This window comes from Nocardia sp. NPDC050799 (genome assembly GCF_040654015.1).
Lineage (GTDB): Bacteria > Actinomycetota > Actinomycetes > Mycobacteriales > Mycobacteriaceae > Nocardia.
Window position 1 is genome coordinate 125,053 of the sequence record NZ_JBFAHF010000009.1, and the last position, 24,449, is coordinate 149,501.

Consider the following 24,449-nt stretch of genomic DNA (forward strand, 5'->3'; position numbering starts at 1 on the left):
GTGCGTACGGCCGTTCCGTGACGGTGACCGGCCGACGACAACCCCACGGCGGGGCGGCCGATCGTTCAGGCCCCGCCGTGGCGGTCGAGGAGAAGCTCCGGGTGCGACATATGGCAGACTGTACACGGCTCCTCAGACAAGTAGCGAGGCTCGATATGGTTTCCCAGGTACGACGGCACCCGCTGGCCGAACAGACGGCCGATCTGCTGCTGGCGCGGATCCGGGCCGGCGAGTGGCCGCTCGGCCACCGGCTGCCCGGCGAGACCACCCTCGCGGCCCAGCTCGGAGTGGGACGTTCGACGCTGCGCGAGGCGATTCGCGAACTCGCGGGCCGCGGCGTGCTCGCCAGCCGGCAGGGCGCCGGCGTGTTCGTCACCGCTCTGGATATCACCGAGGACTGGGATATCGTCGTCCGGCGCGCGACCATCGCCGCGGTGGTGGAAGCCCGGATGGCCATCGAGACCGAGGCCGCCGCCCTGGCCGCCCACCGGCGCACCCCCGCCGACCTGCGAACGATCCGCCGCACCCTGGCAGGCCGCGCGGCACCGGGCCTCTCGGTCCCCGAATACGTCGATGCCGATACGGCCTTCCACCGGGCCGTGATCGTGGCCGCGCACAACGACATACTGATCCAGCTGTTCGATACCTTCCTGCCCCGGCTGCGGATCGCGATGATCGATATGCTGCACATCCGCCCGCTGCCCTCGCCGCCCGCCGACCACGCGGCGCACGAGCGGCTCGCCGCCGCCATCGCCGCCCGCGACCCGGACGCCGCGGCCGCACTCAGTCGCGATCATCTGCGCGCCATCAAGGAGGCCTTCTCGTGACCACACCCGTTCTGGAGCTGACCGATGTCACCTTCCGGCGCGACGGCAACCAGATCATCGACGGCATCTCGCTGACGGTGCGCGCCGGTGAGCACTGGGCCCTGCTGGGCCCCAATGGCGCGGGCAAGAGCACGCTGCTGGGTTTCTGCGGCGCCGTGACCCACCCGACCACCGGCACCGTCCGGGTGCTCGGCGAGCAGCTCGGCCGGGTCGAACTGCAGCGGCTGCGGCGCTCGATCGGCCATGTCGACCCGCGGCATCCGCTGCGCTCACCGCTGCCGGTGCGCGATGTGGTGCTGACCGGACTCACCGGGACGGTGGACACCCCGCTACGCTGGACACCGACCACCACCCAGATCGAGGCGGCGACGGTCGCACTCGACGCGGTGGGAATGGCCGCGAAAGCCGAACGCTCCTGGTTCACTCTCTCCCAAGGAGAACGCGGCCGGACCCTCATCGCTCGCGCGCTGATCACCGCACCGCGTTTGCTACTGCTCGACGAACCGACCACCGGGCTGGATGTGGCCGCCCGGGAACAGTTGCTGCATACGATCGACGCGCTGGACCGGACCTACCCCGGACTCGCCTCCGTCCTGGTGACCCACCATCTCGAGGAATTGCCGACGACGACCGGCCATGCGCTGCTTATCGCGGACGGGCGGACGGTCGCGGCCGGCCCGGCGGCCGAAACCATCACCACCGCAAACATTTCCGCCGCGTTCGATCATCCGGTGCAGGTCGCCCGGGAGGGCGGCCGGTGGTCGGCGCGGTCCCCGCTGGCCCAGCCGGTCCGACCCGCTCTACACTCGATACCCACCGACCAGGTCGTCCACCGTTTTTAGATACACGAAACAATGTGTGTACCATAACGTGGTGACCACCGCGAGCCGCACTTCCAGACCACCCGGCCGCCCGGCCTCGGCCACCCGCGAAGAAGTCGTAGCGTTGGCCCGGCAGGCATTCCTGGCCGGGGAACGCGTCGATATCCAGGCGATCGCCGCCCAGCTCAAACTCAGCCGCGCCTCCATCTACCGCTGGTTCGGTTCCCGCGACGGCGTGCTCGGCGCCGTGCTGGCCGGGGAATTCGAATCCCTCATCGAACGCGCGGACGCCCGCCGGCGCGATTCGGGTGCCCGGCGCATCCTCAGCGTGCTCGACCGGGTCAACCGCTGGATGGCCGGCAACGAACCGTTCCGCCAGTACTTCGAGAACGAGCCGCTGGCGGGCCTGCGCATCCTCACCTCGAGCGACGGCCCGGTCCAGCCACGCATCCTCGTCGCGGTGGAACAACTCATCACCCGGGCCGAGGAGCAGGACGGCTATACACCCCAGCTGGAACGGTCGCTGCTCGCCTACTCGCTGGTGCGCCTGGGCGAGGCATTCCTCTACCAGGACAACGTGACCGGGCTGCGCGGTGATGTGGACCGGCTGCACCAGGTGCAGACGGCCCTGCTGGGTATCGATCCCCCCGGCAACTGATCATCGGCGATGATCTCGGCATGGATCACGTAGCCACACGGATCGACGCCGCGGGACTGGTACTCGCCGCGGGCGCCGGCCGGCGTTTCGGAAAGCCCAAAGCCGAGGTGCTGTTCGAGGGCGAACGACTGGTCGACCGGGCCGTGCGCCTGTTGCGCGACGGGGGTTGCGCCCGGGTGGTCGTGGTATCCGGCGCGGTGGCGCTGCGGGTGCGCGGGGCCACGGTGGTGCACAATCCGCGGTGGGCGACCGGGATGGGTTCCTCGCTGACGACCGGCCTGGCGGCAGTCCACGAAACCGCGGCGGTGGTCGTCCCCGTCGATATGCCATGGCTCGGCGCCGAAGCTGTCCGCCGACTGCTCGCCTGTGGCGCCCGCCTGGCGACCGCCACCTACGACGGCCGTCCCGGACATCCGGTGCTGCTCGGCGCCGAGTACTTCGCGGCGGTGGCGGCCGAAGCGGTCGGTGATATCGGCGCGCGACGATTCCTGGCCGCCAATTCCGAACTGGTTCAGCAGGTGCCGTGTGACGGAACCGGCTCGCCCGACGACGTCGACACCCCGCAGGATCTGGCGCGGTGATCGGCGGTGGGCACCGGATCGGATTCCCCTGGTCCCGGCCCGACGGTGTGGATCGGCCGCTGGGTGCCCGATAGCGCGCGCGCCGACCCGCCGTGGCGCAGCGCGACGATCTCCGCGCCGATGGCCAGGGCGGTCTCCTCCGGGGTCCGCCCGCCCAGCTGCAGCCCGATCGGTGACCGCAACCGCGCGAGCCGATCCTCGGTGACGCCGGCCTCGCGCAGCTGGGCACGCCGTTCGGCGTCGGCGCGGCGCGAACCCATGGCGCCGATATAGGCGACCGGTTGCCGTAACGCCTCGACCAGCACCGGAATATCGAATTTCGGATCGTGGGTGAGCACGCACAGGACGGTCCGGGAATCCACCGCGGTGGCCCGGAGATAGCGGTGCGGCCAGTCGATGACCACCTCGTCGGCCTCCGGGAGCCGGGCGCGGTCGGCGAAGGCGACCCGCCCCTCGCAGACCGTGACGTGATAGCCCAGCAGTTTCCCGACCCGGCAGAGCGCTGCCGCGAAGATATTCGCGCCGAACACGATCATCCGCGGGGGCGTGGTCAATGCGGCGACGAAGATTTCCCGGGCCACCGGGCCGCAACCGACCGTCCGCAGATCGCTCATGCCCTGATGAAGTAGCGCGCGGGCCTGCTCCACCACCGGATCGGGCCAGTCCCCGCCGTCGGTGATCACCGTCTCGGCGGTCACCGCCGCCAGTGCCGCGGTGGTGAGGTCGCGAACCAGCGCCACCGGCCGGGACGGGTCGAGTGCGGCCTCGACGACCGGATACTGCGGGGGCGCGATCCGCTGCACGAAGACATCGAGTTCGCCCCCACAGGTCAAACCGACCGCGAACGCGTCGGAGTCGCGGTAGCCGAAGGTCTGCCGCGCCGGCTCTCCCGTGGCCAGGACCTGCGTGCACAATTCGTACACCGCGCCTTCGACGCAGCCTCCCGACAGACTGCCGCGCACCGCGCCCGCCCCGTCGACCGCCATCGCCGCCCCCAGCGGCAGCGGCGCGCTCCCCCGGACCGCCACCACGGTCGCCACCGCGTAGGCGACACCCTCGGCGTGCCATCGGATCAGATCCGCAGCCAGATCGCGCATCGCTCCACCTCCGCACCGCTACGTTGCCGTAAAACCAGGGACAACATGCGAGAATACCACTTCCGCAAATCGACATTGCAATTCTTGAAGACGGCATATCCTGTATTGACACTGCCGGAACGCCGATGCTAAACAAGTGCTCAGCATCGGCGTGCCGCAACCCGGGCGCCCCCGTTGCCGGTGCCCGTGACATCCCGCGAACGGAGGAACGGCCGGATGGGTCGAACCAGGCTGCCTCGCAGCGCCCCACACCACATCCCGACGCGACGGAGCCGACGATGAGCACCACCGAGAAGACGACGGCCGTCGGCGCCCGGGTACCCCGGATCGAAGACCTGCGGCTGCTGACCGGCACCGGAACCTTCGTCGACGACATCACCCGTCCCGGCATGGTGCACGCCTGCTTCGTCCGCAGCCCACTGCCCCGGGCCCGGATCACCGCGATCGACACCGCCGAGGCCGCCGCGCTCGAAGGGGTCGTCGCCGTCTACACCGCCGCGGATCTCAACCCGCGGGTCAGCGAGATCTCCTACGCCCTGGACACCCCCGGCTTCCCGGAGGTGCCCCGCCCGCCACTGGCCGAGGGCGAGGTGCGCTTCGTCGGCGACCCGGTGGTGCTGGTCCTGGCGACCGATCGGTACATCGCCGAGGACGCCGCCGAACTGGTGATCGTCGATTATGACCCGCTCGAACCCGTGGTCGACTACGAAACCGCCGCCACCGCAGGCGAACTCGTGCACGCCGGCCACGCCGGCAATTCGGCCGGCGGCCTGGCCGGGCGGGCTCCCGCCGACCTGGCCGCCGTCATGGACGCCGCCCCGCACGTGGTCCGCCAGACCATCCATCAGCAGGCCTACGCGCCGGTACCGCTGGAAACCCGCGGCGTGGTTGCGGAATGGACCGCCCCCACCGGGGAGATGACGATCTGGACCTCTACCCAGTCACCGCACGAGGTGCGCGGCTTCTGTTCCCGGCTGCTCGGGATCGACGAGCACCGGGTCCGGGTCATCGTGCGCGACACCGGTGGCGGTTTCGGCCAGAAGGTGGCGCCGCAGCGCGAGGAGACCTGCGTGATGCTGGCCGCCCGCACCGTCCGGCACGCGGTGAAATGGATCGAGGACCGGCAGGAAAGCCTGATGGCGGCCGGTATGGCCCGCCACGAGCACGGCGAGGTCGCCATGGCCTTCGACGAGGAGGGCCGTATTCTCGCCGCCACCATCGAACACGTCCAGAACGTCGGGGCCTATCCGATTCCGTCGCCGCTCACCTCCTCGATCGCGGTCGGCATGCTCTTCCCCGGGCCCTACCGGGTACCGGAAGCCGGTTTCAGCACCGCGTCCTACTACTCGAACACGGTGGGCCGGGTGGCCTATCGCGGCCCATGGCAGTTCGAATCGGTCTCCCGGGAACTCCTGCTGGACAATGCCGCCCGCCGCCTCGGCCTCGATCCGGTCGAGCTGCGGCGCCGGAATATGCTCGGCCACAACGAGCTGCCGGTGGTCAACCCGAACGGGATGCCCTACTCCGACGCCTCACCGCGGGAGACCTTCGAGCAGGCGCTGCAAATCCTCGACTACGACGCCTTCCGGGCCGAACAGGCCGCCGCCCGCGCCGAAGGCCGCTACCTCGGCGTCGGCACCTGCACCTATGTGGAACCCACCACCGGTGCCACCCCGTTCCTGAGCACCGAGGGCGCCACCATCCGGATCGCGCCGACCGGCAAGGTGAACGTCTACCTGTCGGGCGGGTCGGCCGGCAACAGCCTGGAGACCACCGCGGTCCAGCTCACCGCGGACGCGCTCGGTATCGATATCGCCGAGGTGCAAACCATCCAGGGCGATACCGCCGTCGCCCCGCAGGGCGGCGGAACCAACGGCAGCCGCTCGGGTTCGATGGCGGCGGGCGCCATCCGGCAGACCGCGCAGGTGCTGCGCGAACGGGTCGTCGCGATCGCGGCGAAGCAGCTCGGCGTCACCGTCGAGGAGGTCGAGTTCGCCCACGGCCGGGCCGGTGTGCCGGATTCGGAGAAGTCCCTGTCGCTGGCCGAGATCGCGCAGATCGCCTACTACCAAACCGAATTGCTCCCGCCCGGCGTACCACCGGGTCTGGAGGCCACCGGCCGCCACCGCGCCGACCAGCTGATGATCTGGGCCAACGCCACCCACGTGTGCACCTGCGAGGTCGATATCGAGACCGGGCACGTGACCCTGTTGCGCTTCGTGGTCAGCGAGGACGTCGGGCCGATGATCAACCCGAATGTCGTGGCGGGCCAGATCTACGGCGGTACCGTCCAGGGCATCGGCGGCGCACTCTACGAGCACCTCGCCTACGACGACGACGGCAATCCCGTGGCGACCACATTCCTGGACTATCTGCTGCCCACCGCCACCGAGGTGCCCGAGATCGAACTCGGCCATATCGAGACCCCGAGTACCGGGCCGGGCGGGTTCAAGGGTGTCGGTGAGGGTGGCGCCATCGGCGCGACGCCCGCGGTACTCAACGCCGTCGCCGACGCGCTGGCACCGTTCGGTGTCGAGATCGACCGGCTTCCCCTCTCCCCCGCCCGCATCGTCGCGATGATCGAGGCGAGCGGCACACCGGAGGTCACCGCATGAAACCCGCCGCCTTCGAATACCACGCGCCCGCCACCGCGGACGAGGCCGTGGCCCTGCTCGCCGATCTCGGTGACGAAGCCAAAATCATCGCGGGCGGCCAGAGCCTGGTGCCGATGCTGGCCCTGCGGCTCGCCGTCTTCGACCATCTGGTCGACCTGCGGAAATTGGATGAGTTACGCGGTATCCGAACCCGCGGTGACACCGTGTGGATCGGGGCGGGCACCACGCACGCCGCGGTCGGCCGCGACGCCGGGATCCGCCGCGACGTGCCGCTGCTGCACCGGGCGACTCCGCTGATCGGCCATTTCCAGATCCGCAATCGCGGCACTATCGGCGGGGCGATCGCGCACGCCGACGCCGCCGGCGAGTACCCGGCCGTGGCGCTCACTCTCGATGCGCAGATGCACACCCTGTCCCCGCGCGGGGAGCGCACGATTCCGGCCGCGAAGTACTTCACCGGTATGTGGAGCACGGCCATGGAATCCGACGAACTGCTCACCGGGGTCACCTTCCCGGTGTGGCGGGGACGGACCGGCTTCGCGATCGAGGAGTTCGCCCGCCGCGCGGGCGATTTCGCCATGGCGGGGGCGGTGGTCGCGGTGCGGCTGGACGCCGATTCCCGGATCGAACAGGCCGCCCTGGGGCTCATCGGCCTGGCGCCCACCCCGCTACGGGCCACCGCGACCGAGGCCGAGCTGGTCGGCCGCCCGGCCGCCGCGGTCGACGCCACCGAACTCGGGCGTGCGGTGACCACGGAGCTGAATTCGGTACCGGCCGATATCCATGGCTCCGCCGATTATCGGCGCCGGATCGGGGCGGTCATGGTCGCGCGGGCCTGGCACCGCGCGGTAGAGGAGGCGAGCAATGACTGATATCGAGATCTCGGTGGTCGTGAACGGGGTGAAACGCCGCGACCGGATACCCCCGCGCCGCACCCTGGCCGACTATCTCCGCGAGACCTGTGGCCTCACCGGCACCCACCTGGGTTGCGAACACGGTGTCTGCGGTGCCTGTTCGGTACTGCTCGACGGGGCGGCGGTGCGCGCGTGCCTGGTCTTCGCGGTCCAGGCCGACGGGGCCGAGGTGACGACCGTGGAGGGCCTGGCCGATACCGACGGCACCCTCTCCCCCGTCCAGCAGGCCTTCCGCGACCATCACGGCCTCCAGTGCGGTTTCTGCACGCCGGGTTTCGTCGTCTCCGCGACCGCCTTCCTGCGGGAGACACCCGATCCCGGAGACGACGAGATCCGGGAAGCGCTGTCCGGCAACATCTGCCGCTGCACCGGCTACCAGGGCATCATCCGCGCCGTACGCGACGCCGCCACCACCCTCAGTACCGAAGCACCCGCGACCCCGCAGGCCAGAGCCGGCACCGACGCCAAGGACCGCGTATGAAACTAGAGAACACCTTTCAGATCCCCGTCCCCGCCGCGGACGCCTGGCCCGTACTGCTGGATCTCGAGCGCATCGCGCCCTGTGTACCGGGCGCCGTACTCACCTCCCGCGACGGCGACGATTTCCACGGCAAGATCAAGGTCAAACTGGGTCCGGTGGGGCTTACCTACAACGGCATCATCAAGGTGGTCTCCCAGGACGAGTCCGCCAAGGTCGCAGTGCTCGAGGGCGGCGGCCGCGAGACCCGCGGCAACGGCACCGCCAAGGCCGTGATCACCTGCCGGCTGGTCGAATCGGACGGGATCACCGACGTATTCGTCGATACGGATCTGGCGATCACCGGTAAACCGGCCCAGTTCGGTCGCGGCGCCCTCGCCGATGTGGCGGGCAGCCTCATCGGTACCTTCGCCGACAATCTCGCCGCCGAGATCACCGCCACGGCGCCGGGCAACGGGCGGGCCGTAGCGTCCGCCCCGGCGGCATCCGAGGAAGCCGCGCCGGAGCCACGGCCCGCACCGGTCACCCGCATCGCGCCCCGCCCATCCGCCGAACCCATCGATTTGATGGCCGCCGCCGGGGTCACCGCCGAGCGGCAACTGCTGCTGGGCCTGGGCGCGGCGGTGGTGGTGCTCCTGCTGCTGCTTGTCCGGCGCCGCCGCCCCGCATGAGGTCGCGGGGCCGATAGGCGTGGTCCGGCCGAGGCGATGGCATGGGCTCCCCACCCGCGAGACCCGGCGCGGCCAGACCGGCGCGACCAGACCGGCGCGACCAGACCGGCGCGACCAGACCGGCGCGACCAGACCGGCGCGACCAGACCGGCGCGACCAGACCGGCGCGACCAGACCGGCCACCTGGCCTGGGCGGCCCCGGGTGGCCGAAATCACTGCCGGCCCACCGCACCCCGCAATTGTGTACCTTTGTCCATGTACAAAAGTACACAATGGGAGGTATCGGTCATGTCGCTGGCACTGCTCGGAGCGGCCATCGTCGCGGAACTCGTGGGCACCAGCCTGCTCAAGGCCACCGAGGGATTCACCAGGCTGTGGCCGACTATCGCCTCGCTGTCCGCCTACGCGCTCGCCTTCGTCCTGCTCGCCCAGGCCATTGCGCGCGGGATGAACGTGGGCTTCGCGTACGCGGTGTGGTCCGGCCTGGGCACCACTCTGATCGTCATCATCGGCGCGCTGTTCCTCGGCGAATCGCTCAATGCCGCCAAGATCGCCGGTGTCGCCCTCGTGGTCGCCGGAGTGGTCACCCTCAATCTCGCGGGCGCCCATTGACCCCCCGCGACCCGCATCGCCGCCAGCGCATCCTCGATGCCGCCCGTGCCCTGATACCGGTGCACGGGATCGCCGGCCTCACCCACCGCCTGGTCGCCGCGGAGGCCGGGGTACCGGTCGGCTCGACGACCTACTACTTCGCCGATCTGGCCGACCTCACCGAGGCCGCGCTCGCCGATACCGCGGCGGCCACCCGCGAGGCGCTCCGGGGCTGGTCGGCGGCGCTCGACAGCAGTAAAGAGCTGCCCGCGACCCTGGCCGCGCTCACCGCGGACTATCTGGCCCGGCCCGAACAGTTGCTCACCGTGAACGAGCTCTACCTCGCCGCGGCCAGGCTCCCCGAACTGCGCCCGCTTGCGCGGGTCTGGTTCGACGGCCTTGTCGATATCCTCACCCCGCATACCGGGCCCGTCGCCGCCCGCGCGGTCGCGATCTACCTCGACGGCGTTCTGCTGCACGCGCTGACGGCCGACGCGGTCCCGGATACCACCGCGCTCATCACGCCGATCGCCGCACTCACCGGACTCGCCCCGGAGACCGCTCGCTGATCCGCGCGCGCGGCTCGCGGTGCCGTGGCCTCGCGGTTCCGTACGGCCTCGCGGTGTGGTCGAGCGTTCGCTGTCCTGCGGGACCGAAGGTCCGGCGCGCGTGTGGACACACCCACCGGACCGCCCGGTGTCAGCCGTTCAGCAGTGCCCGCATCTGCTGGATCTCCGCCTGCTGGGCATCGATGATCTGCCGCGCCAGCGCCTTGGCGTCGGGGTAGGCACCCTCGGCCAGCTCGGTACCGGCCATCTGCACCGCGCCCTCGTGGTGGGCGATCATCATGGTGAGCCACATCCGGTCGAATTCCGGGCCCCGGGCCGCCGCGAGCTGCACCATCTGCTCGTGGGTCATCATGCCCGGCATATTTCCGTGCTCCATTCCGCCGTGCCCACTGCCCTCGGGTATCGCGACGCCCCAGTCCCGCAGCCACCCGGTCATGGTGGTGATCTCCGGGCCCTGCGCCGACTCGATACGCGCGGCCAGATCGATCACCGCCGGATCGCTCGAATGGGACGGCACCAGCCCGGCCATCTCCACGGCCTGGCGATGATGCGGGATCATCTCCTCGGCGAAACGGATATCGGCCTGGTTGTGGTCACCGGCCGCTTGCTCGGTCGCCGTACCGGTGACGGCCGGCGCCGAGGTCGCCGGGGCGGTGTTGTCGTCACCGTTGCCGCATCCGGTCAGGACGACCGCGGTGGTGAGGATGGCGAGCGCGGTCCCGGTGCGTGATTTTCCGATCATTGGTGCTCCTGAGAGTTCGGGTGTGTTGCGTGCGACGAAGCAGCGCCGCGACCCGGAGAAACCGGGTCCGGCGGGCGTCGATCACAACCGCAACACGCCCAGGACCGCCAGGCGCTGCGATATCGGAACAGGCGGCGGCCGGGCCACGGCCCGCGGCCGCAGCGCGACCGCGCGCATCGATTCCCTCGCGAACAGGTACCGCCGCAGCGCCGCGAAGAGCAGTACCGAGGCCAGCGCCGCCACCAGGACGGCCAGGCACAGGTGCAGCAGATCGTGCCCCGTGCCGTGACCGGCCGGGGCGTCGTCGCGCGGTGCCGGTGCGAGGACGCCGGACGGAGCCGGACAGCAAGAATCCGCGCGCGCTCGCCCCGGATCCGGGGCGAGCGACGCGGCGACGAGCGCATGGGAGCCGGGCACCGGATGGTGCGTCACACCGCCGTCTCGGGCGGGCAGGTGGTGCATACCCGAAACGGCCACCGCCAGCACCACCGGTAGCAACCAGCGCACCAACGTGCCCGCGAGACCGGAGTACACAGCCCGAATGTAACACCGCGCCGCCGGGCGGACCCCCACCGCTCGCTCTCGCCGCACCGCGCCCCTCGACGGAGCCGCCGATGCGTCCGAGGCACCCTCGCCCGGACGGCGGAACTCGGCGGGAGTTAGCCCATGATCGCGTTCATGATCGTCCCCGCGCTGGTCGCCACCGTGCCGCCGGCCATGGCGCCGGCGATCTGCTTGGGCGCCGTCAGCGGACCACCGTTCCACTTCTCCCAGGCGAGCCTGCTGCCGCCGAAGACTATCGAGGTGACACCGGACAACAGAACGAACCAGGTGAGGTACCTGGTCATCTGGACGACCTTGTCCGACAGCGGGGGCGCTTCCGGGCTGGGATCGCCCAGCTGGGCGAGTACGGCGTAGTGGTCGTGCAGGACCGGAAGGCCGTCGTGCAGTGCGGTGAGGATCGTGCTCATCTGGTCGTGCCCCTCTCGGATGCCGGTAGATGCGGTGGCGGCGAATGCCGATTCCGTAAAGCCGAACCCGAACGGTTATTGAAGCGCAAATCGGAGCACAATGGGGTGAGACTCACCGATTTTCTCTGGTTGGGCCGGTGGGCGGCGGCGTGTCGTATGTGCGACACGCGCCTGATGGAGTTTCCCGCTATCGATCGGCATCCGATTCCGCTGGTCAGCCGGGCGGCTCCCCGCCTGTCACCGCACTGTCACAACACGGCCTCGACACGCCCGCCGTCCGGTGCGCTGTCCCGACGCCGGACCGCTCCGCCGGGCCTGGGGCGCGGCGGATCCGCACTCACCCGAATACGAAGTACAGCAGGATCGCCGCCGGCGGCAGTGCATGCAGTGGGTACCCAGCACTCCGTGCTCCGCGGCACCGTCGCTGAGCGAGGCCGCGATCCGGTCGGCCGCCTATGTGGGTATCGCCATCCTGTTCGGGTCGGGCTCATCCCGGCCCCCGCCGGCAATCGTTCTGCGCCGGCCGTAAGGACCGGATCAGGGCCAGGGTCGGGCGGCCGTCCGCACGCCGAGCAGTTCCATGAGATCGCCGAAGGTCCGGGCGGCGGCGACCTGCTGCCCGGGCAGCTCGAGCCCGTACTCCTTCTCGACCAGCACGATGATCGACAGGACGGTCAGCGAATCCACCTCGAGATCGTCGAGCGTGGCCTCGGGCGCGATCTCGTCGAAGTCCAGATCGCAGTGGGTATGCAGGAATTCCGCGACATAGTCCCGGATCGGCACGGCATCGGGCATCGCGATCGACCTTTCCACTGTCGGCCACCGGCACGCCGAGTGAACGGCGCTGACCACCCGGCCTCCGCAGCATGGACCCCGGATACGACATCGGGATGTTCGGTGTCCGAACGGATTTCGTCGCGGAGATGTCCGGGCACCGAACACGGTCGGTCGACTACCAGGTGAGCACCGGTTTAATCACCGCCCCCGCATGCTGCGCGGCCAGGGCCTTGTCGATCTCGGTGTAGGGGAAGCGGGTCACCAGCCGGTCCACCGGGAGCAACCCGCGGGTGTGCAGCTCGAGCAGGTGCGGGATGAAGGTGGCCGGTTCGGCGTCGCCTTCGAGGCAACCGCGAACCGTTTTGCCGCTCAACACCAGATCGCGCACATCGATTTGCGGGACTCCCGCACCCAGCCCGACCGCGACCACGGTGGCGCCGGTGCCCAGCGCCGCGAACGCGTCGGCCAGTACCTTCGGCGACCCGGTGGTGTCCAGGGCATGCGTCGCACCGCCGCCGGTGAGTTCACCGATCGCGGCGACGGTATCGGCCGCGGCCGGATCCAGCACCTCGTCGGCACCCAGTTCCCGGGCCAGCTGCCGGCGGGCCGCCGCCGTCTCCACCACGACCGTCCGGACCCCGGGCACCGTGCGGGCGGCCAGCAGCGCGGCCGACCCCACCGCGCCGGCGCCGTAGATCGCCAGCCAGGCCCCCGATTCCGGCCGTAACGCGTTCAGCACCGCGCCCGCGCCGGTTTGGAAACCGCAGCCGAACGAGGCGGCGACGGCCAGGTCGGCCGCCGGGTCGACGACGATCGTATTGTCCGCGGTGGCCAGCGCGTACCCGGCGAAACTGGATTGCCCGAAGAAACCGTCCCGGACCGGTAGGCCCGCGACCGTGATCCGCGGGCTGCGGTCCGGCCGGCGGCCGAAATGGTTGAGCGCGGTGGAGTTCCGGCAGTAGGCCGGCCGCCCTGCCGCACAGTTCGGACAGGCGCCGCAGTGCCGGAAGGTGAGGACCACATGGTCGCCCGGCGCCACCGAGGTCACCGCCGACCCGACCGATTCGACGATCCCGGCACCCTCGTGGCCGAGCAGGACCGGCTGGTCCGGTTTGCCCAGCACCCGATTGACCAGGTCGGTGTGACAGATACCGGCGGCGACAATACGCACCAGGATCTCGTCGTCGCGGGGCTCGTCGAGATCCACCGTTTCCACCGAGAACGATGCCGCCGGATCGCGGGACAGGACCGCCGTCGTCTGCATCGCTACGCCCGTTCCAGCAGGAAGTAGAAGAACTGGCCGTCGGCGAGCACCAGCTCCGGGCGGCCGTTCATGATGCCCATCAGCGTGGTGTCGTCGAGCCATTTGAAGTGGTCGAATACGGCGCGGCCGTCGTAGACCATAGTGGCGGTCACCTCACCGCGGAATTCGATGTTCCACAGCGTCGCCTCGCCCTGGCCGAGTTCGACATTCGAGAAGAGAGTGCCGTCCTCAGCACGGCAGATCAGCGGTTCGGCGTCGCCGAGCGAATGGAAGGTCTTGCCGTACCAGCGGCTCTTGGGCAGCGCCCGGCACAGCGGATGACCGGTCTGGAAGGCGTCACCGCGCCACCGGCCGAGGATCTCCTCGGCGCGGGCGGGCCGCAATCGCCCCCACAGATCGTCGAGCTCCGCCACCGAAACGCCTTCGGTCAGCTCCCGCAGTTGCTGCCACCGTGGTTTCTCCGCGCTCATATCTGTCCCCTCGACTGGATTCGGCGAACCATCTGGTTCGGCAACGACGATAGTTCCGAACCATCTGGTTCGGCAAGATAGGATTCGGGGTATGCGCGCGGCAGGCCAGGCAACCCGGGACCGGATTCTCGCTGCCGCCAAAGCGGAATTCGCCGAATACGGCACGGCCGGCGCCCGGATCAATCGCATCGCCGCGGCCGCGCACGCCAGCAAAGATCGCCTCTACGCCTATTTCCCCGGCAAATCGGAGCTGTACGCCGCGGTCACCGAGCAATGGACCCGGCAGACCACGGCCGAGACCGCGCTGCGCGCCGACGATCTCCCCGGCTACGTGGGGCGCCTCTTCGATCACTTCCTGGCCCACCCGGAAAATGCCCGGCTCCAGGCCTGGGCCGAGCTGGAACCCGCCGACGAGCGGATCGACCAGGTGCTGCGCCGCACCGTCGATCCCAAACTCGCCGAGATCCGCCGCGGCCAGCGGGAGGGCCTGGTCACCACCGATATCGCGGCGCCCATGCTCCTGCGCATGCTTACCGAGCTGGCCCGCAGCACCGCCGTGCACGCGAGCGCCGGACAGCCGGCGCGGATCGGCGCCCAGCGCTCGGCCGTGGTACTCGCGGCACGGCGCCTGGTCGAGCGGGTGCCGGCCGAACTATCGGACCGTCGCGCCGGCCGCGATCAGACCGTCGCGGCCGGGCCACCCCCGGCGGGGGCGTCCCCGTAGACCACCAGCCAGATGGACCGGCCCAGCGCGGCCGCCAGCTCCGCATCACTGATCCCGGTTCGCACCGCGAACGCGGTGGTGATGGAGCGCTCCACCATGGCGGCCAGCACCAGCGCGGTCGCCGCGGGTTCCAGTTCGGGCGCGACCCGGCCTGCCGCACGATCGGCTTCCAGCCGAACGCGGACCAGGTCGACGAAGGTGGCCACCCGGGCCCGCCAATAGGCGCCCACATCCCGGTCGTAGGCCGCGACTTCACTCAGCGCCAGCAGCAGGTAGCGGTGGCGGCGGAATCCGGCGATCATCGCGCTCATCGCCCGCCGCACCCCCGCTTCCCGGTCGGTGTGTTCGGCGCCCCACCACCGCTCGGCGGCCTCGAACAGATCGGCCGTGGCCAGGTCGGCGGTCCGGATCAACAGCTGGCTCTTGTCGGGGAAATACCGGTAGAAGGTGGAGCGCGCCATCTGCGCGGTGGCGGCGATCTTCTGGACCGCGATCTCGGTGAACGGAGTGCCGTCGGCCAGCAGATCCTCGACCGCCCGTAACACCCGCTGCTCGAACTCGGCCCGGCGGTCCTCGTCCGGTTTCCGGGCGGACCGCGGGGTGCGGGTCAGCGAGGGCATCCGGCGCCCGCCGGCTCGATCGCGCGGTGCAGTGGGTATCGGCTCGCAAGGTGCATGGGAACATTGTGCCCGCCTTCGTACCCGCAAGCCGGTTCCCGCCGTCACATCATGGGGACTCGACCCGGTCCTCGAGACGGCCGAGCCGATCCGTCGCAGCATACGGAAAACTGTGCGGGACAGTCCGGCTCGGACAGTTGACAATCGCGCCGGCGCACCGCACCATCAATCGGACATAGTGTCCGAGACTCTATGACCGAGGACGGTACCCATGGCCGACTCCCCCAGCGCGGTCGAGCACGCCGATACCGTGGTCGTCGGCGCCCGGTGTGCGGGTTCCGCCACCGCGGCCACCCTCGCCCGGGCGGGCCGCCGGGTCGTCGTACTGGACAGCGCACGCTTTCCCTCCGACACGCTGTCCACCCATCTGCTGTGGCCGGCCGGAGTCGCCGAACTGTCCCGGCTGGGCGCACTCGAGGCCGTCGAGGAACTGGGCGCGCCGCGACTCACCCGGGCCTACGCCGCCGCGGCGGGATATGCGATCGCCAGCGAATTCCCGCAGGTCGACGGGATCAACTACACCCTGTGTGTACGCCGCACCGGCCTCGATCACGCCCTGGTGCGCACCGCCCGCGCGGCCGGGGCCGAGATCCGCGAGAAATGCCGGGTGACCGAACTCGTCTGGGACGGTGGGCGGTGTGCCGGTGTGCGCTACACCGACCCCGGCGGCCGGCTCGTCGAGATCCGTGCCGCACTCGTGGTCGGCGCCGACGGCCGCCGCAGCACCGTGGCGAAACTGGCCGGGGCCCTGACACCGTACGAATCCGCGCCCAGCGGGCGCGACTGCTACTTCGCCTACTGGCGGGACCCTTCCGGCGACGGGCGTGATATCGCCGCACAGTGGCGGGCGGGCGCCGACCTCGGCACCGCCTTCCCCTGCGACGACGACCTGCTGTTGAGCCTGGTCCAGCCGCCCGCCGTAGCGGGCCCGCTACGTCCCGGCGACGCCGAACAACGCTATGCCGCCGCGCTCGACCGCATCCCCCCGCTACGGGAGCGCCTGCGCGACTGCGAGAAGGTGGGGCGGGTCCGGTCGGCCACCGATATCGCCTCCTATTTCCGCCGTTCCAGCGGGCCGGGCTGGGCGCTCCCCGGCGACTCCGGTCATTTCAAGGATCCGGTCACCGCCCAGGGCATCCGCGATGCCCTGCACTACGGACGCCTGCTGGCCGAAGCGGTCGAACCGGTCCTCGACGACCCCGTCCGGCTGGACCGCGCCGTCGCCGCGTGGGAGCGGCGGCGGGTACGCGAATGCCGCGAAATCTACCACTGGACCAACCGGCTCGCCCGCGGCACCGCGATGAGCCCACTCGAAATCGAGCTGTACCGCACCGCGACCGGTGACCGGGCCCTGGCAGCCATCACCACCGGCGTCTTCTCCCGCACCCGGCGTCCCGCCGAGCTCTACACCCCGGCCCGCATGGCGCGTCTCACCGCCGGGGCGCTGTGGCACCACCGCGGCGACCCGAGGCCGGTACTGGCCGATATCGCACGTGAGCTCCGCTGGGCCGCAGGCGAATTCCGCACCTCGTGCACCACCCTGCGCGGCGCGCCGCCCGCCGCGCCCCCGTTCTCCCCCGGTACCACCACCGCTTGACCAGGAGTTCACCATGTCGGATCAGCTGCCGAAGAAGTCAGCCTCGATCGACCGCCGCACCGCCCTGCGCGGTGCCCTCGCCGGCGCCGCGATCCTCGCGGCGGGATCGGCGGCGAGTGGTACCGCGCGCGCCGCCGCCCCCCGCCGCCGGACCCCGGGCCTACGCACCGGCGGAAAAGAGGTCGCCGTCTTCGGCGGCGGGATGGCCGGTCTCTCCGCCGCGCACGAACTCGCCGAGCGCGGGTTCCGGGTAACCGTCTACGAACCCGCCTTCCTGGGCGGCAAGGCACGCAGTATGCCGGTTCCCGGCACCGGAGCCGGCGGGCGGGCGGACCTGCCCGGCGAACACGGCTTCCGCTTCTTTCCGGGTTGCTACCAAAACATTCCCGATACCATGCGACGCATCCCGTTCCCCGGTAACCCGAACGGTGTGCTCGACAATCTGATCCGCGTCGAGGGGACGGTGGCGGGATTCCGCGACAAACCGCCGATCTTCGCGCCGGTAGAAGTGGGTGCGCTCGACCAGCTCACCCCGGAACGCCTGCAGAACAGCATTATCGGCGCGTTCGGCTTCATCCCGGAACTACCGCCGCACGAATTGGCCTTCTTCGCCAAACAGATGCTCATGTGGTTCACCTCCAGCACCGAACGGCGGTTCGGACAGTGGGAGTATCTGACCTGGGAACAGATCATGCGCGCCGACGGCAAATCCCCGGCCTACCGTTCCTATCTGGTCAACGCGCTCACCCGGATCACCGTCGCGGCGAAACCGCATCTCAGTTCGGCGCGCACCATCGGCACCATCGGTGAAGCCCTGGTGCTGGCGGGAACCGGCCTGATTCCCGAATTCTCCGGTGGTGTGGACCGGATCCTGAACCGCCCGACCAACGCGGCCTGGATCGATCCGTGGGTGACCTATCTGCGCAGCCGCGGCGTGCAGTTCGTCATGGGGCAGCGCGCGAGCCGGTTGAACTACGGGAACGGCCGGATCGAGTCGGTCACCGTCACCGACGGGGGCGGCGCCGCGAATTCCGTGGTCGCCGATCACTACGTCTGCGCCATGCCGGTCGAGAAGACCGTCCCGCTGCTCGCCGATCCGATTCTGTCCGCTGATCCCCGGCTGGCCGGTATGCGCGAACTGCTCACCGATTGGATGGTCGGTATCCAATTCTATCTGCGCCGCCCCACCGAAATTCCGGAGGGCCATATCGCGGCGCTGGGATCACCCTGGGCCCTGACCGCGTTGCGGCAGGCCCCGATGTGGGTCGGGGATTTCGCTGCCCAATACGGCGACGGCTCGGTCGCCGAATGCTTCTCGGTGGATATCTCCGATTGGGATACTCCCGGAATTCTCCATCACCGGCCCGCGAAACAATGCAGCGCGCAGGAAATCGCGAACGAGGTCTGGGTACAGCTGAAGTTGTGGCTGAACAACGGCACCGGCTGGCTACGCGACGAGGATATCCACTCCTGGCATCTCGATCCGGGGGTCAGCTGGTCCGGTGGCACCACCCATAATGAAACCCCACTGCTGGTCAATACCGTAGGTTCCTACGATCATCGGCCGACCGCGCACTGCGCCATCCCGAATCTGTTCTTCGGCGGAGATCATGTGCGCAGCCATATCGATCTGGCGACCATGGAGAGCGCCAACGAATCCGGCCGGTCCGTGGCCAATGCGATCATCGACGCCGCGGACGATCCCGCGCCGCACGCACCGGTGTTCCCGCTGGTCGCCCTGCCCGCGTTCGAGGCGGCGAAAAGCATCGACGCAGACCGGTTCCGGGCCGGACTCCCCCACATCCTGGACGTGTAGTGGGGAGGCGCGCGGGTGGCACGGCGGCGTCGTGCCACCCCCGCGCACTGTCCGGAAAGCGAAACCGCCTCCGCCGCCGAACTCCCACGCCACGCCGCGGCGACAGCCGGATCATGCGCGGCGCGGCCGAATTCACTGCGGCGCCGATTCGCGGAAAGCATTGTCGCCCCGATCTTGTTCCGTGAGAATGGTTTCCGAGCCGAAATCCGGCTTCTTGGGGACCGTCGGCGCTGGGGCGCCGGCAGAACAAGTGGGGAACACCATGAGAATCAAGCAACTCGCCGCCACCGCGCTGATCTCGATCGGCGCCCTCGGCGTCGCCGCGGGTACGGCGCAGGCGCAGCCCGTGGCCACGGAGATCGCCGTGCGCGGCGCCGAGCAGGGTATCGGCTATGTCGTGGCACCGAACGAGGCGGGCACCGCGATCGTCACGACTCTCGACGCCGGCCGCTTCGCCCGCACCGCCGACGGCGCGGCCGTCACCCTGTCGGATCCGGCGGGCCGCGTGCTCACCACGCTGCCGCTGGGCGTCGCGGCCGCCGGGCAGACCGCGCCGCTGGCGTCGGCCATCTCGGCCGACGGCCGCACCCTCACCCTGACACCGGATGCGTCCACACCGGCGGGGCAGCACGTGGCCCAGCTCGTGGCCGACCCGGACACCGAGTCCCGCAAACTGCACAATGCCGGGATCGGCGCCCTGATCGGCGGCGGAATCGGTGCCGTACTCGGCTTCTTCCTGGGCGGAGTGGGCGCCCTGATCACCATTCCGATCGGCGCGGGGGTCGGCGCGCTGATCGGCTACTCCACCCCCTGATCGACGAACTCGGCTGCGGCCCATCGGAACCGGTGGGCCGGGCCGGGCTCGCCGCCCGGCGCCGGCGTCGGAATCGTTGCGCCGGAACGAATATTCTCCGTACGGCCCCGGCCCGCGCAGGTGCCGCGAGGCCGTTTTCTGTCGGACCCCCCACGTAGAATCATGCAGGTAGGACACAGTCGGAGGGGTAATATGCGGCCGGCGGACCGGCCGCACCGCAAGCCTCTCCGGCGCTTCGGAACCGGGGGTTCTGTGATGAGTGAAATCGGACAGGAACGATTGCTGCCGCCGCGTCAGCACGGGACGTCGTGGCGCGAATCGGAATACCGGGCCATCGCCGCGGAACTGCGGGCGGGTAAGGGGTTGCCCGAGATCGCCGCGGAACTCGGCCGCACGCCGTCGGCCGTCCAGGCGGCACTGCGCAACTTCGTACCACCGGAGGAGAAAGTACGCGCGAACGACCGGGCCGGCTGGATCCAGGACCGGATGGCGGCCGATCCGCGGTGGGACTGGTGGGCTGTCGTACTGGACCATCATCGGCACGGCCCGTCCGCGCTCTGGCTCACCGAACACGAGCACATCGCGCGCGGTGCCTGGCGTGACCGCACACCCATGCCGGTCCTGGCCCAGCGGCTCGATACCGCCGAAATCGAGGTGGCCGCCTTCCTGCGCGCGCTCGGGCTCGCGGAGAACCTGGCCGAGGTCGCCGATCGGCTCGGCGCGACCCCGGGTCAGGCGCTGGCCAAACGCGTCAACGCGGCCCGCGATCAGGAGCAGTTCGCCACCTGGATCCTGGTGGTCGACGGTGCCGCGGGCACCGTGAAGCCGCGCAGTGCGCCCGTGCGCCGGCATGTCTCGGTGCACGAGAGCCGAGCCGCCGCCGAAGCGGGCCGGGATCGGGTCCTGCGCTGGCACCGCCGGACCGCCGGCGACAGCACCACGCCGGTCTGGTGGACGATCGCTCAGCGCGGAGTCGGCGACTCCGCCGGCCGCACCTACTGCGGCGTTTTCACTCCGCGCCTGATCGACAGCGGGGTCCGCGCCGACGCGCTCGCGGTCGGGGACCGAATCCTGATCGCCGGATCGGATGGCAATCCCCAGGAGGCCCTGGTCGAATCGATCGCTCAGCGCGGCGAGGTCGTCGTCGCCGATCTGGGGCCGGTCGGCGACTCCCGGGTCCACCAGGTGATCGAATTCGATGCCGGGGAGCGGGTGGAGGTGCTCACCGCCCGGGAGTGACGGTTCGCTGCTGCCCGGCCGCTTCCCCGCGGCCGGGCATCAGCGCGGAGGCGACCACGATGGCCACGGCCATCACGGCCACCGCCACGAACACCAGATGCACCCCCTCGGCCAGCGCCGCCGGCGAGGGGGTGCCGGTATCGCCCACCCGCGAATTCACGAGTGCGCCGAATACGGCCACACCTACGGCACTCCCGATGGACCGGGCGAACATATTGGCCGAGGTCACCACCCCACGTTCGCCCCAGGTGGCGCTGGTCTGAGCGGCGATCAAGGTCGGACTCGCCACCAGCCCCATGCCGAGGCCGATGACGAAACAGGTGGCCGCGACCTGCGCGATGGAGGTCGCGGGTCCGATGAACAGGGTGCCGACGGCGCCGACCGCGGCCGTGACGCCGCCGATGAGTGCGGTGCGCCGGAAACCGATCCGCAGATACACCCGGCCGGACTGGGAAGCCGAGACCGGCCAGCCCAGGGTCAGCGCGCCGACCGTCAGCCCGCCCACCGTCGCCCCGGCGCCCAGGACGCCCTGGGCGAAGGTCGGCACATAGGACGTGAGACCGAGCAGCAGCGCACCCACCAGCGCGGAGATCGCCGAACTGGCAACCACGACGCGCCGGGTGAAAAGCCACAGCGGCAGCACCGGATCGGCGGCCCGGCGTTCCACGAGGACGAACAACACCAGCACCGCGGCACCACCGGCGAAGATCGCGATACTGATCGGCGCGTCCCAGGCCCAGGCGCGGCCGCCCTCGAGCAACCCGAGAATGAGCGCACCCGCCCCGGAGGTCAGCAGCACCGCGCCGGCGTAGTCCACCCGCCGGCGTTGCCGGGCCGGGGTCTCGGTGAAGTGACGCAGCAGCATCCATCCGGCCCACGCCGACAGCGGCAGGTTGACCAGGAAAATCCATCGCCAGCCGACGTATTCGGCGAAGACGCCACCCAGCAGCGGACCCGATACCGAAGAGAAGGCCCAGACGCCCGCGAGATAACCCTGCACCTTCGCCCGCTCGGCCAGGGTGTACAGGTCACCGGCGATGGTCATGGTCATGGGCTGGATGGCCCCCGCGCCGATACCCTGCACGGCCCGGAACACGATCAGCCACAGCATGCTGCCCGCGAGCCCGCACAGCAGCGAGCCGATAGCGAAGACGGCGATGCCGAACAGGAGCACCGGTTTACGGCCCACCGTATCGGCGATCTTGCCGTACACCGGCACCGTGACGGCCTGGGCGAGCAGATAAACGGAGAACAACCACGGGAACTGGGCGAAACCGCCCAGGCTCTCGGTGATGGTGAGCACCGCGGTCGCGATGATGGTGGAATCGAGTGCGATCAGACCGGTGGCCAGCATGAGCGATCCGAGGATCGGGCCACGTTCGGAGCGGAGCCCTACTTCGGTTCGCACCGTCTCCGCCACCACTGCCGCACCTCTTTCTCCGGACCGGACACCTCGACACGATCGCCGGGTCACCGTATTCCCACGCCACCGCGAGCGCCGCCGCATTTCCACATGATGAGACGGGAGTGTCCCTTTGTGCAGCCGGGCAACGCTGGTTCCCGAGCCGCTGTGAGCCCGCACAGAGCGGCTGTGGCGCAGCGGGATCGGTGGATAGCATCCGCGCCATGAGTGCCCTGCTACGTTCGCTCCGCCCCGGCGTCTCCGGCCGAATCCTGCTCGGTGGGCCGGCCGCCGCCGTCGCGATTCTCACCGCCGGCTGTGGCGGCGCGACGGAACCCACGGATCCCGCGGCGATCTGGGATCCGTGTGGTCTCCCCGCCGGTCTGCTCACCGAATCGGGGTTCGCGCCCGGTTCGATCCGGCGCGATGTGGCCACCGAACCGGGCTGGGCGGGCTGCGGGTGGAGCAGCGAGCAAGCCGCGCTGCGCGTGCTGTTCTCCGCCGACGGTTCGCCGGACGAAGTCGCCGGTGACGGCGATACCCGCACCGAGGTCACTCTCGCGCACCGCACCGGCCGGCTACTGCACACCGGCGCCTCCGATACCGCGACGACGTGTACCGTCGCCCTGCCCACCACGGGCGGCGGCGTGGTGCGGGTGCGGGTCGACAGTGCCCCGGCCGCGGCCGAGAACGCCTGTACCCGAGCCGAGCGTGCGGCAAGCACCCTTGCACCCGCATTTCCGGTCTGATCAGCGGGTTCGACCACAACTCGCACCACTGTGACCGGTCACAAGCCGGAAGGTTGGTGCCTGCACGGTCGTCCAGTCGAGTTCGCAAAGCCGCCCGGAATACGACACATGATCATTACTGTGGAGCCGCAGTCTCGCCACCCAGGGGTAGAAGGAGTCAGCAGCATGACCGTCGACACGACCAGAACCAAGCTGACGCTATCCGGCCAGCCCATGTCCGCGCCACTACAGGACGTGCGCAAACTGTCCCGCCATATGGTGGGCCATTTCGTGGAGAACGTGGTCCCCTGCGGCACGCTGCCGGGCGATGCGATCCACGGCGATGTCACCACCATCACCCGGACCTGCCTCGAACTCGCCGTCAGCATGCTCGACGGTAAGGACATTCCGGAGAAGACCCGCCGGCTGGAGAACGCCGCCGCCGGCTGGGCGCGCGAAGGCGTCCCGATCGACACCATCCACCACGCCGTGCACGAGGGTTTCCGGCTCGGCCTGGACCTGGTGGTGTCCAATGCGACCGTCACCGACTATTCGGCGCTGGTCGACGGGGCCAAGCTGGTCGTCGAAATGCTGGACACGATGACCGTCTGTATCTCCATGGCCTACGTCCGCGAACTGCGGTCGGTGGTGAGCGAGCACCACACCGCCGTGCACACCCTGACCTCCGCGCTGCTGGGTGGGCACAGCACCTCCACCATGGCCCGCGAATGCGGGATCGAGATCGCCCCCGCCTACACCGTGCTGGCGATGGCCATTCCGGCCCATCCGGACGAAGCGATCCCGGCGCTCGACGGCAAGGTGGTGGCGCGGCGCAAACTGCGCCGGGTCCAGGCCGAACTGGCGACCCGCTGCGAGGATTCGGCGCTGTCGCTGCTGAGCGTCGACGGAGGCACGGTGCTGCTGCCCGCCGACATCTTGACCGGTGAGCAGCTCGACGAACTGGTCGCGCAGCTGTCGCGGGCGGCCCAGGTGCCGGTCAGCGCCGCGGTGGTGGAGGCCCCCACCGCGGAGGTGCCCTCGGCGGCGGATCAGGCGCACGAACTGCTGGATATGGTCCAGCGGCTCGACTGTGTTCCCGGACTGTACCGGTTCGACGATATGGCGCTGGAATACCAGCTGACCCGGCCCGGCCCCGGCCGCGAGTACCTGGGGTCGCTCCTGGATCCGCTCGATGATCATCCGGAACTGCTGGAGACCCTGCAGCGCCATATCAGCAACAATCTGAACCGGCAGCGCACCGCGCGTCTCATGCATATCCACACCAACACGATCGACTATCGACTCAAACGGGTCGCCCAGCTGACCGGCTTCGATCCCACGCAGCCGTCGGGCCTGTGGTATTTGCGGTCCGCGCTGGTCGCCCGCAGCTACCGGGCGAACTGACC

The 24,449-nt window shown here is 70.0% G+C and carries 26 protein-coding genes; 17 read left to right on the forward strand and 9 right to left on the reverse strand.

The features are described 5' to 3' along the window. The first annotated feature begins 155 nt into the window (after nucleotides 1-155). The 4 genes from AB0H42_RS11960 to AB0H42_RS11975 are packed head-to-tail and all read left to right on the forward strand — an operon-like array spanning nucleotide 156 to nucleotide 2,887. The gene (locus AB0H42_RS11960; RefSeq protein WP_357053687.1) at nucleotides 156-827 is read left to right on the forward strand and encodes an FCD domain-containing protein; all 672 of its coding nucleotides are present in this window, start codon (nucleotides 156-158) and stop codon (nucleotides 825-827) included. Then, entirely contained in the window at nucleotides 824-1,669 is an 846-nt protein-coding gene (locus AB0H42_RS11965; protein WP_357053689.1) for an ATP-binding cassette domain-containing protein, read from the forward strand. The genes AB0H42_RS11960 and AB0H42_RS11965 overlap by 4 nt, the downstream gene beginning before the upstream one ends. Before the next feature lie 31 nt (nucleotides 1,670-1,700). Then, a complete protein-coding gene (locus tag AB0H42_RS11970) occupies nucleotides 1,701-2,306 on the forward strand; it encodes a QsdR family transcriptional regulator (protein WP_357053691.1) in 606 nt (201 codons plus the stop codon). A gap of 20 nt (nucleotides 2,307-2,326) precedes the next feature. Further along, nucleotides 2,327-2,887 carry a nucleotidyltransferase family protein gene (locus tag AB0H42_RS11975; protein ID WP_357053694.1) on the forward strand — a complete coding sequence of 187 codons (561 nt, stop codon included), beginning with the start codon at nucleotides 2,327-2,329 and terminating at the stop codon, nucleotides 2,885-2,887. Here the strand turns inward: AB0H42_RS11975 and AB0H42_RS11980 are convergent. Beyond that, nucleotides 2,818-3,984: an XdhC/CoxI family protein gene (locus AB0H42_RS11980; protein WP_357053697.1), complete on the reverse strand. Its 1,167-nt coding sequence runs from the start codon at nucleotides 3,982-3,984 to the stop codon at nucleotides 2,818-2,820. The two genes, AB0H42_RS11975 and AB0H42_RS11980, sit on opposite strands and share 70 nt — an antisense overlap. A gap of 278 nt (nucleotides 3,985-4,262) precedes the next feature. On the opposite strand from AB0H42_RS11980, the gene AB0H42_RS11985 reads away from it, so the two are divergent. From AB0H42_RS11985 to AB0H42_RS12010, 6 genes are all read left to right on the forward strand, one after another. Beyond that, complete coding sequence (locus AB0H42_RS11985; RefSeq protein ID WP_357053700.1) at nucleotides 4,263-6,599, forward strand: xanthine dehydrogenase family protein molybdopterin-binding subunit; 2,337 nt, start codon at nucleotides 4,263-4,265, stop codon at nucleotides 6,597-6,599. Then, nucleotides 6,596-7,471: a xanthine dehydrogenase family protein subunit M gene (locus AB0H42_RS11990; RefSeq protein WP_357053703.1), complete on the forward strand. Its 876-nt coding sequence runs from the start codon at nucleotides 6,596-6,598 to the stop codon at nucleotides 7,469-7,471. The genes AB0H42_RS11985 and AB0H42_RS11990 overlap by 4 nt, the downstream gene beginning before the upstream one ends. Then, entirely contained in the window at nucleotides 7,464-7,994 is a 531-nt protein-coding gene (locus tag AB0H42_RS11995) for a (2Fe-2S)-binding protein (RefSeq protein ID WP_357053706.1), read from the forward strand. Before AB0H42_RS11990 ends, AB0H42_RS11995 begins: the two co-directional genes overlap by 8 nt. Beyond that, nucleotides 7,991-8,662, forward strand: coding sequence for an SRPBCC family protein (locus AB0H42_RS12000; RefSeq protein WP_357053709.1), 672 nt, complete (start codon nucleotides 7,991-7,993; stop codon nucleotides 8,660-8,662). The genes AB0H42_RS11995 and AB0H42_RS12000 overlap by 4 nt, the downstream gene beginning before the upstream one ends. 288 nt (nucleotides 8,663-8,950) lie before the next feature. Then, complete coding sequence (locus tag AB0H42_RS12005) at nucleotides 8,951-9,274, forward strand: multidrug efflux SMR transporter (protein ID WP_357053712.1); 324 nt, start codon at nucleotides 8,951-8,953, stop codon at nucleotides 9,272-9,274. Continuing rightward, nucleotides 9,271-9,822, forward strand: a complete 552-nt coding sequence (locus tag AB0H42_RS12010) for a TetR family transcriptional regulator (protein ID WP_357053715.1) — start codon at nucleotides 9,271-9,273, stop codon at nucleotides 9,820-9,822. Before AB0H42_RS12005 ends, AB0H42_RS12010 begins: the two co-directional genes overlap by 4 nt. Before the next feature lie 130 nt (nucleotides 9,823-9,952). On the opposite strand, the gene AB0H42_RS12015 is transcribed toward AB0H42_RS12010, so the two are convergent. The 6 genes from AB0H42_RS12015 to AB0H42_RS12040 form a co-directional block, all read right to left on the reverse strand. Next, nucleotides 9,953-10,564: a DUF305 domain-containing protein gene (locus AB0H42_RS12015; protein ID WP_357053718.1), complete on the reverse strand. Its 612-nt coding sequence runs from the start codon at nucleotides 10,562-10,564 to the stop codon at nucleotides 9,953-9,955. Between the two features lie 81 nt (nucleotides 10,565-10,645). Beyond that, nucleotides 10,646-11,098 (reverse strand): hypothetical protein, encoded by a 453-nt coding sequence (locus tag AB0H42_RS12020; RefSeq protein WP_357053721.1) that lies wholly within the window; start codon nucleotides 11,096-11,098, stop codon nucleotides 10,646-10,648. 125 nt (nucleotides 11,099-11,223) lie between these two features. Next, on the reverse strand, nucleotides 11,224-11,535 hold the full coding sequence (locus AB0H42_RS12025; protein WP_357053724.1) for a hypothetical protein: 312 nt from the start codon (nucleotides 11,533-11,535) through the stop codon (nucleotides 11,224-11,226). Nucleotides 11,536-12,072: 537 nt separating this feature from the next. Then, entirely contained in the window at nucleotides 12,073-12,330 is a 258-nt protein-coding gene (locus AB0H42_RS12030) for a phosphopantetheine-binding protein (protein ID WP_357053727.1), read from the reverse strand. 157 nt (nucleotides 12,331-12,487) lie between these two features. Beyond that, nucleotides 12,488-13,576: an NAD(P)-dependent alcohol dehydrogenase gene (locus tag AB0H42_RS12035; RefSeq protein WP_357053730.1), complete on the reverse strand. Its 1,089-nt coding sequence runs from the start codon at nucleotides 13,574-13,576 to the stop codon at nucleotides 12,488-12,490. A 2-nt stretch (nucleotides 13,577-13,578) separates the two neighbouring features. Then, entirely contained in the window at nucleotides 13,579-14,046 is a 468-nt protein-coding gene (locus tag AB0H42_RS12040) for a DUF4334 domain-containing protein (protein ID WP_357053733.1), read from the reverse strand. A 91-nt stretch (nucleotides 14,047-14,137) separates the two neighbouring features. On the opposite strand from AB0H42_RS12040, the gene AB0H42_RS12045 reads away from it, so the two are divergent. Beyond that, nucleotides 14,138-14,770 (forward strand): TetR family transcriptional regulator, encoded by a 633-nt coding sequence (locus AB0H42_RS12045; protein ID WP_357053736.1) that lies wholly within the window; start codon nucleotides 14,138-14,140, stop codon nucleotides 14,768-14,770. On the opposite strand, the gene AB0H42_RS12050 is transcribed toward AB0H42_RS12045, so the two are convergent. Then, nucleotides 14,725-15,390 carry a TetR/AcrR family transcriptional regulator gene (locus tag AB0H42_RS12050; RefSeq protein ID WP_357053739.1) on the reverse strand — a complete coding sequence of 222 codons (666 nt, stop codon included), beginning with the start codon at nucleotides 15,388-15,390 and terminating at the stop codon, nucleotides 14,725-14,727. The two genes, AB0H42_RS12045 and AB0H42_RS12050, sit on opposite strands and share 46 nt — an antisense overlap. Nucleotides 15,391-15,658: 268 nt before the next feature. On the opposite strand from AB0H42_RS12050, the gene AB0H42_RS12055 reads away from it, so the two are divergent. From AB0H42_RS12055 to AB0H42_RS12070, 4 genes are all read left to right on the forward strand, one after another. Continuing rightward, nucleotides 15,659-17,044, forward strand: coding sequence for an NAD(P)/FAD-dependent oxidoreductase (locus AB0H42_RS12055; protein ID WP_357053741.1), 1,386 nt, complete (start codon nucleotides 15,659-15,661; stop codon nucleotides 17,042-17,044). Nucleotides 17,045-17,057: 13 nt separating this feature from the next. Beyond that, nucleotides 17,058-18,860 (forward strand): FAD-dependent oxidoreductase, encoded by a 1,803-nt coding sequence (locus AB0H42_RS12060; RefSeq protein WP_357053744.1) that lies wholly within the window; start codon nucleotides 17,058-17,060, stop codon nucleotides 18,858-18,860. A gap of 262 nt (nucleotides 18,861-19,122) precedes the next feature. Then, nucleotides 19,123-19,674: a hypothetical protein gene (locus tag AB0H42_RS12065; protein WP_357053748.1), complete on the forward strand. Its 552-nt coding sequence runs from the start codon at nucleotides 19,123-19,125 to the stop codon at nucleotides 19,672-19,674. A gap of 255 nt (nucleotides 19,675-19,929) precedes the next feature. Further along, the gene (locus AB0H42_RS12070) at nucleotides 19,930-20,913 is read left to right on the forward strand and encodes a hypothetical protein (RefSeq protein ID WP_357053751.1); all 984 of its coding nucleotides are present in this window, start codon (nucleotides 19,930-19,932) and stop codon (nucleotides 20,911-20,913) included. On the opposite strand, the gene AB0H42_RS12075 is transcribed toward AB0H42_RS12070, so the two are convergent. Next, nucleotides 20,897-22,336 (reverse strand): MDR family MFS transporter, encoded by a 1,440-nt coding sequence (locus AB0H42_RS12075; RefSeq protein WP_357053754.1) that lies wholly within the window; start codon nucleotides 22,334-22,336, stop codon nucleotides 20,897-20,899. The two genes, AB0H42_RS12070 and AB0H42_RS12075, sit on opposite strands and share 17 nt — an antisense overlap. 203 nt (nucleotides 22,337-22,539) lie before the next feature. On the opposite strand from AB0H42_RS12075, the gene AB0H42_RS12080 reads away from it, so the two are divergent. Next, nucleotides 22,540-23,064 carry a DUF3558 family protein gene (locus AB0H42_RS12080; protein WP_357053757.1) on the forward strand — a complete coding sequence of 175 codons (525 nt, stop codon included), beginning with the start codon at nucleotides 22,540-22,542 and terminating at the stop codon, nucleotides 23,062-23,064. 165 nt (nucleotides 23,065-23,229) lie between these two features. Then, entirely contained in the window at nucleotides 23,230-24,447 is a 1,218-nt protein-coding gene (locus tag AB0H42_RS12085) for a helix-turn-helix domain-containing protein (protein ID WP_357053760.1), read from the forward strand. Nucleotides 24,448-24,449 lie beyond the last annotated feature (2 nt).

Bases quoted from the DNA above. Each gene is read 5' to 3' on its own strand.
- AB0H42_RS11960 (WP_357053687.1), top strand. From the start codon at position 156: ATGGTTTCCCAGGTACGACGGCACCCGCTGGCCGAACAGACGGCCGAT.
- AB0H42_RS12000 (WP_357053709.1), top strand. From the start codon at position 7,991: ATGAAACTAGAGAACACCTTTCAGATCCCCGTCCCCGCCGCGGACGCC.
- AB0H42_RS12070 (WP_357053751.1), top strand. From the start codon at position 19,930: ATGAGTGAAATCGGACAGGAACGATTGCTGCCGCCGCGTCAGCACGGG.
- AB0H42_RS12030 (WP_357053727.1), bottom strand. From the start codon at position 12,330: ATGCCCGATGCCGTGCCGATCCGGGACTATGTCGCGGAATTCCTGCAT.
- AB0H42_RS12045 (WP_357053736.1), top strand. From the start codon at position 14,138: ATGCGCGCGGCAGGCCAGGCAACCCGGGACCGGATTCTCGCTGCCGCC.
- AB0H42_RS11995 (WP_357053706.1), top strand. From the start codon at position 7,464: ATGACTGATATCGAGATCTCGGTGGTCGTGAACGGGGTGAAACGCCGC.
- AB0H42_RS12035 (WP_357053730.1), bottom strand. From the start codon at position 13,576: ATGCAGACGACGGCGGTCCTGTCCCGCGATCCGGCGGCATCGTTCTCG.
- AB0H42_RS12025 (WP_357053724.1), bottom strand. From the start codon at position 11,535: ATGAGCACGATCCTCACCGCACTGCACGACGGCCTTCCGGTCCTGCAC.
- AB0H42_RS12040 (WP_357053733.1), bottom strand. From the start codon at position 14,046: ATGAGCGCGGAGAAACCACGGTGGCAGCAACTGCGGGAGCTGACCGAA.
- AB0H42_RS12065 (WP_357053748.1), top strand. From the start codon at position 19,123: ATGAGAATCAAGCAACTCGCCGCCACCGCGCTGATCTCGATCGGCGCC.
- AB0H42_RS12080 (WP_357053757.1), top strand. From the start codon at position 22,540: ATGAGTGCCCTGCTACGTTCGCTCCGCCCCGGCGTCTCCGGCCGAATC.
- AB0H42_RS11975 (WP_357053694.1), top strand. From the start codon at position 2,327: ATGGATCACGTAGCCACACGGATCGACGCCGCGGGACTGGTACTCGCC.
- AB0H42_RS11990 (WP_357053703.1), top strand. From the start codon at position 6,596: ATGAAACCCGCCGCCTTCGAATACCACGCGCCCGCCACCGCGGACGAG.
- AB0H42_RS12055 (WP_357053741.1), top strand. From the start codon at position 15,659: ATGGCCGACTCCCCCAGCGCGGTCGAGCACGCCGATACCGTGGTCGTC.
- AB0H42_RS12050 (WP_357053739.1), bottom strand. From the start codon at position 15,390: ATGCCCTCGCTGACCCGCACCCCGCGGTCCGCCCGGAAACCGGACGAG.
- AB0H42_RS11985 (WP_357053700.1), top strand. From the start codon at position 4,263: ATGAGCACCACCGAGAAGACGACGGCCGTCGGCGCCCGGGTACCCCGG.
- AB0H42_RS11980 (WP_357053697.1), bottom strand. From the start codon at position 3,984: ATGCGCGATCTGGCTGCGGATCTGATCCGATGGCACGCCGAGGGTGTC.
- AB0H42_RS12060 (WP_357053744.1), top strand. From the start codon at position 17,058: ATGTCGGATCAGCTGCCGAAGAAGTCAGCCTCGATCGACCGCCGCACC.
- AB0H42_RS12085 (WP_357053760.1), top strand. From the start codon at position 23,230: ATGACCGTCGACACGACCAGAACCAAGCTGACGCTATCCGGCCAGCCC.
- AB0H42_RS12015 (WP_357053718.1), bottom strand. From the start codon at position 10,564: ATGATCGGAAAATCACGCACCGGGACCGCGCTCGCCATCCTCACCACC.
- AB0H42_RS12005 (WP_357053712.1), top strand. From the start codon at position 8,951: ATGTCGCTGGCACTGCTCGGAGCGGCCATCGTCGCGGAACTCGTGGGC.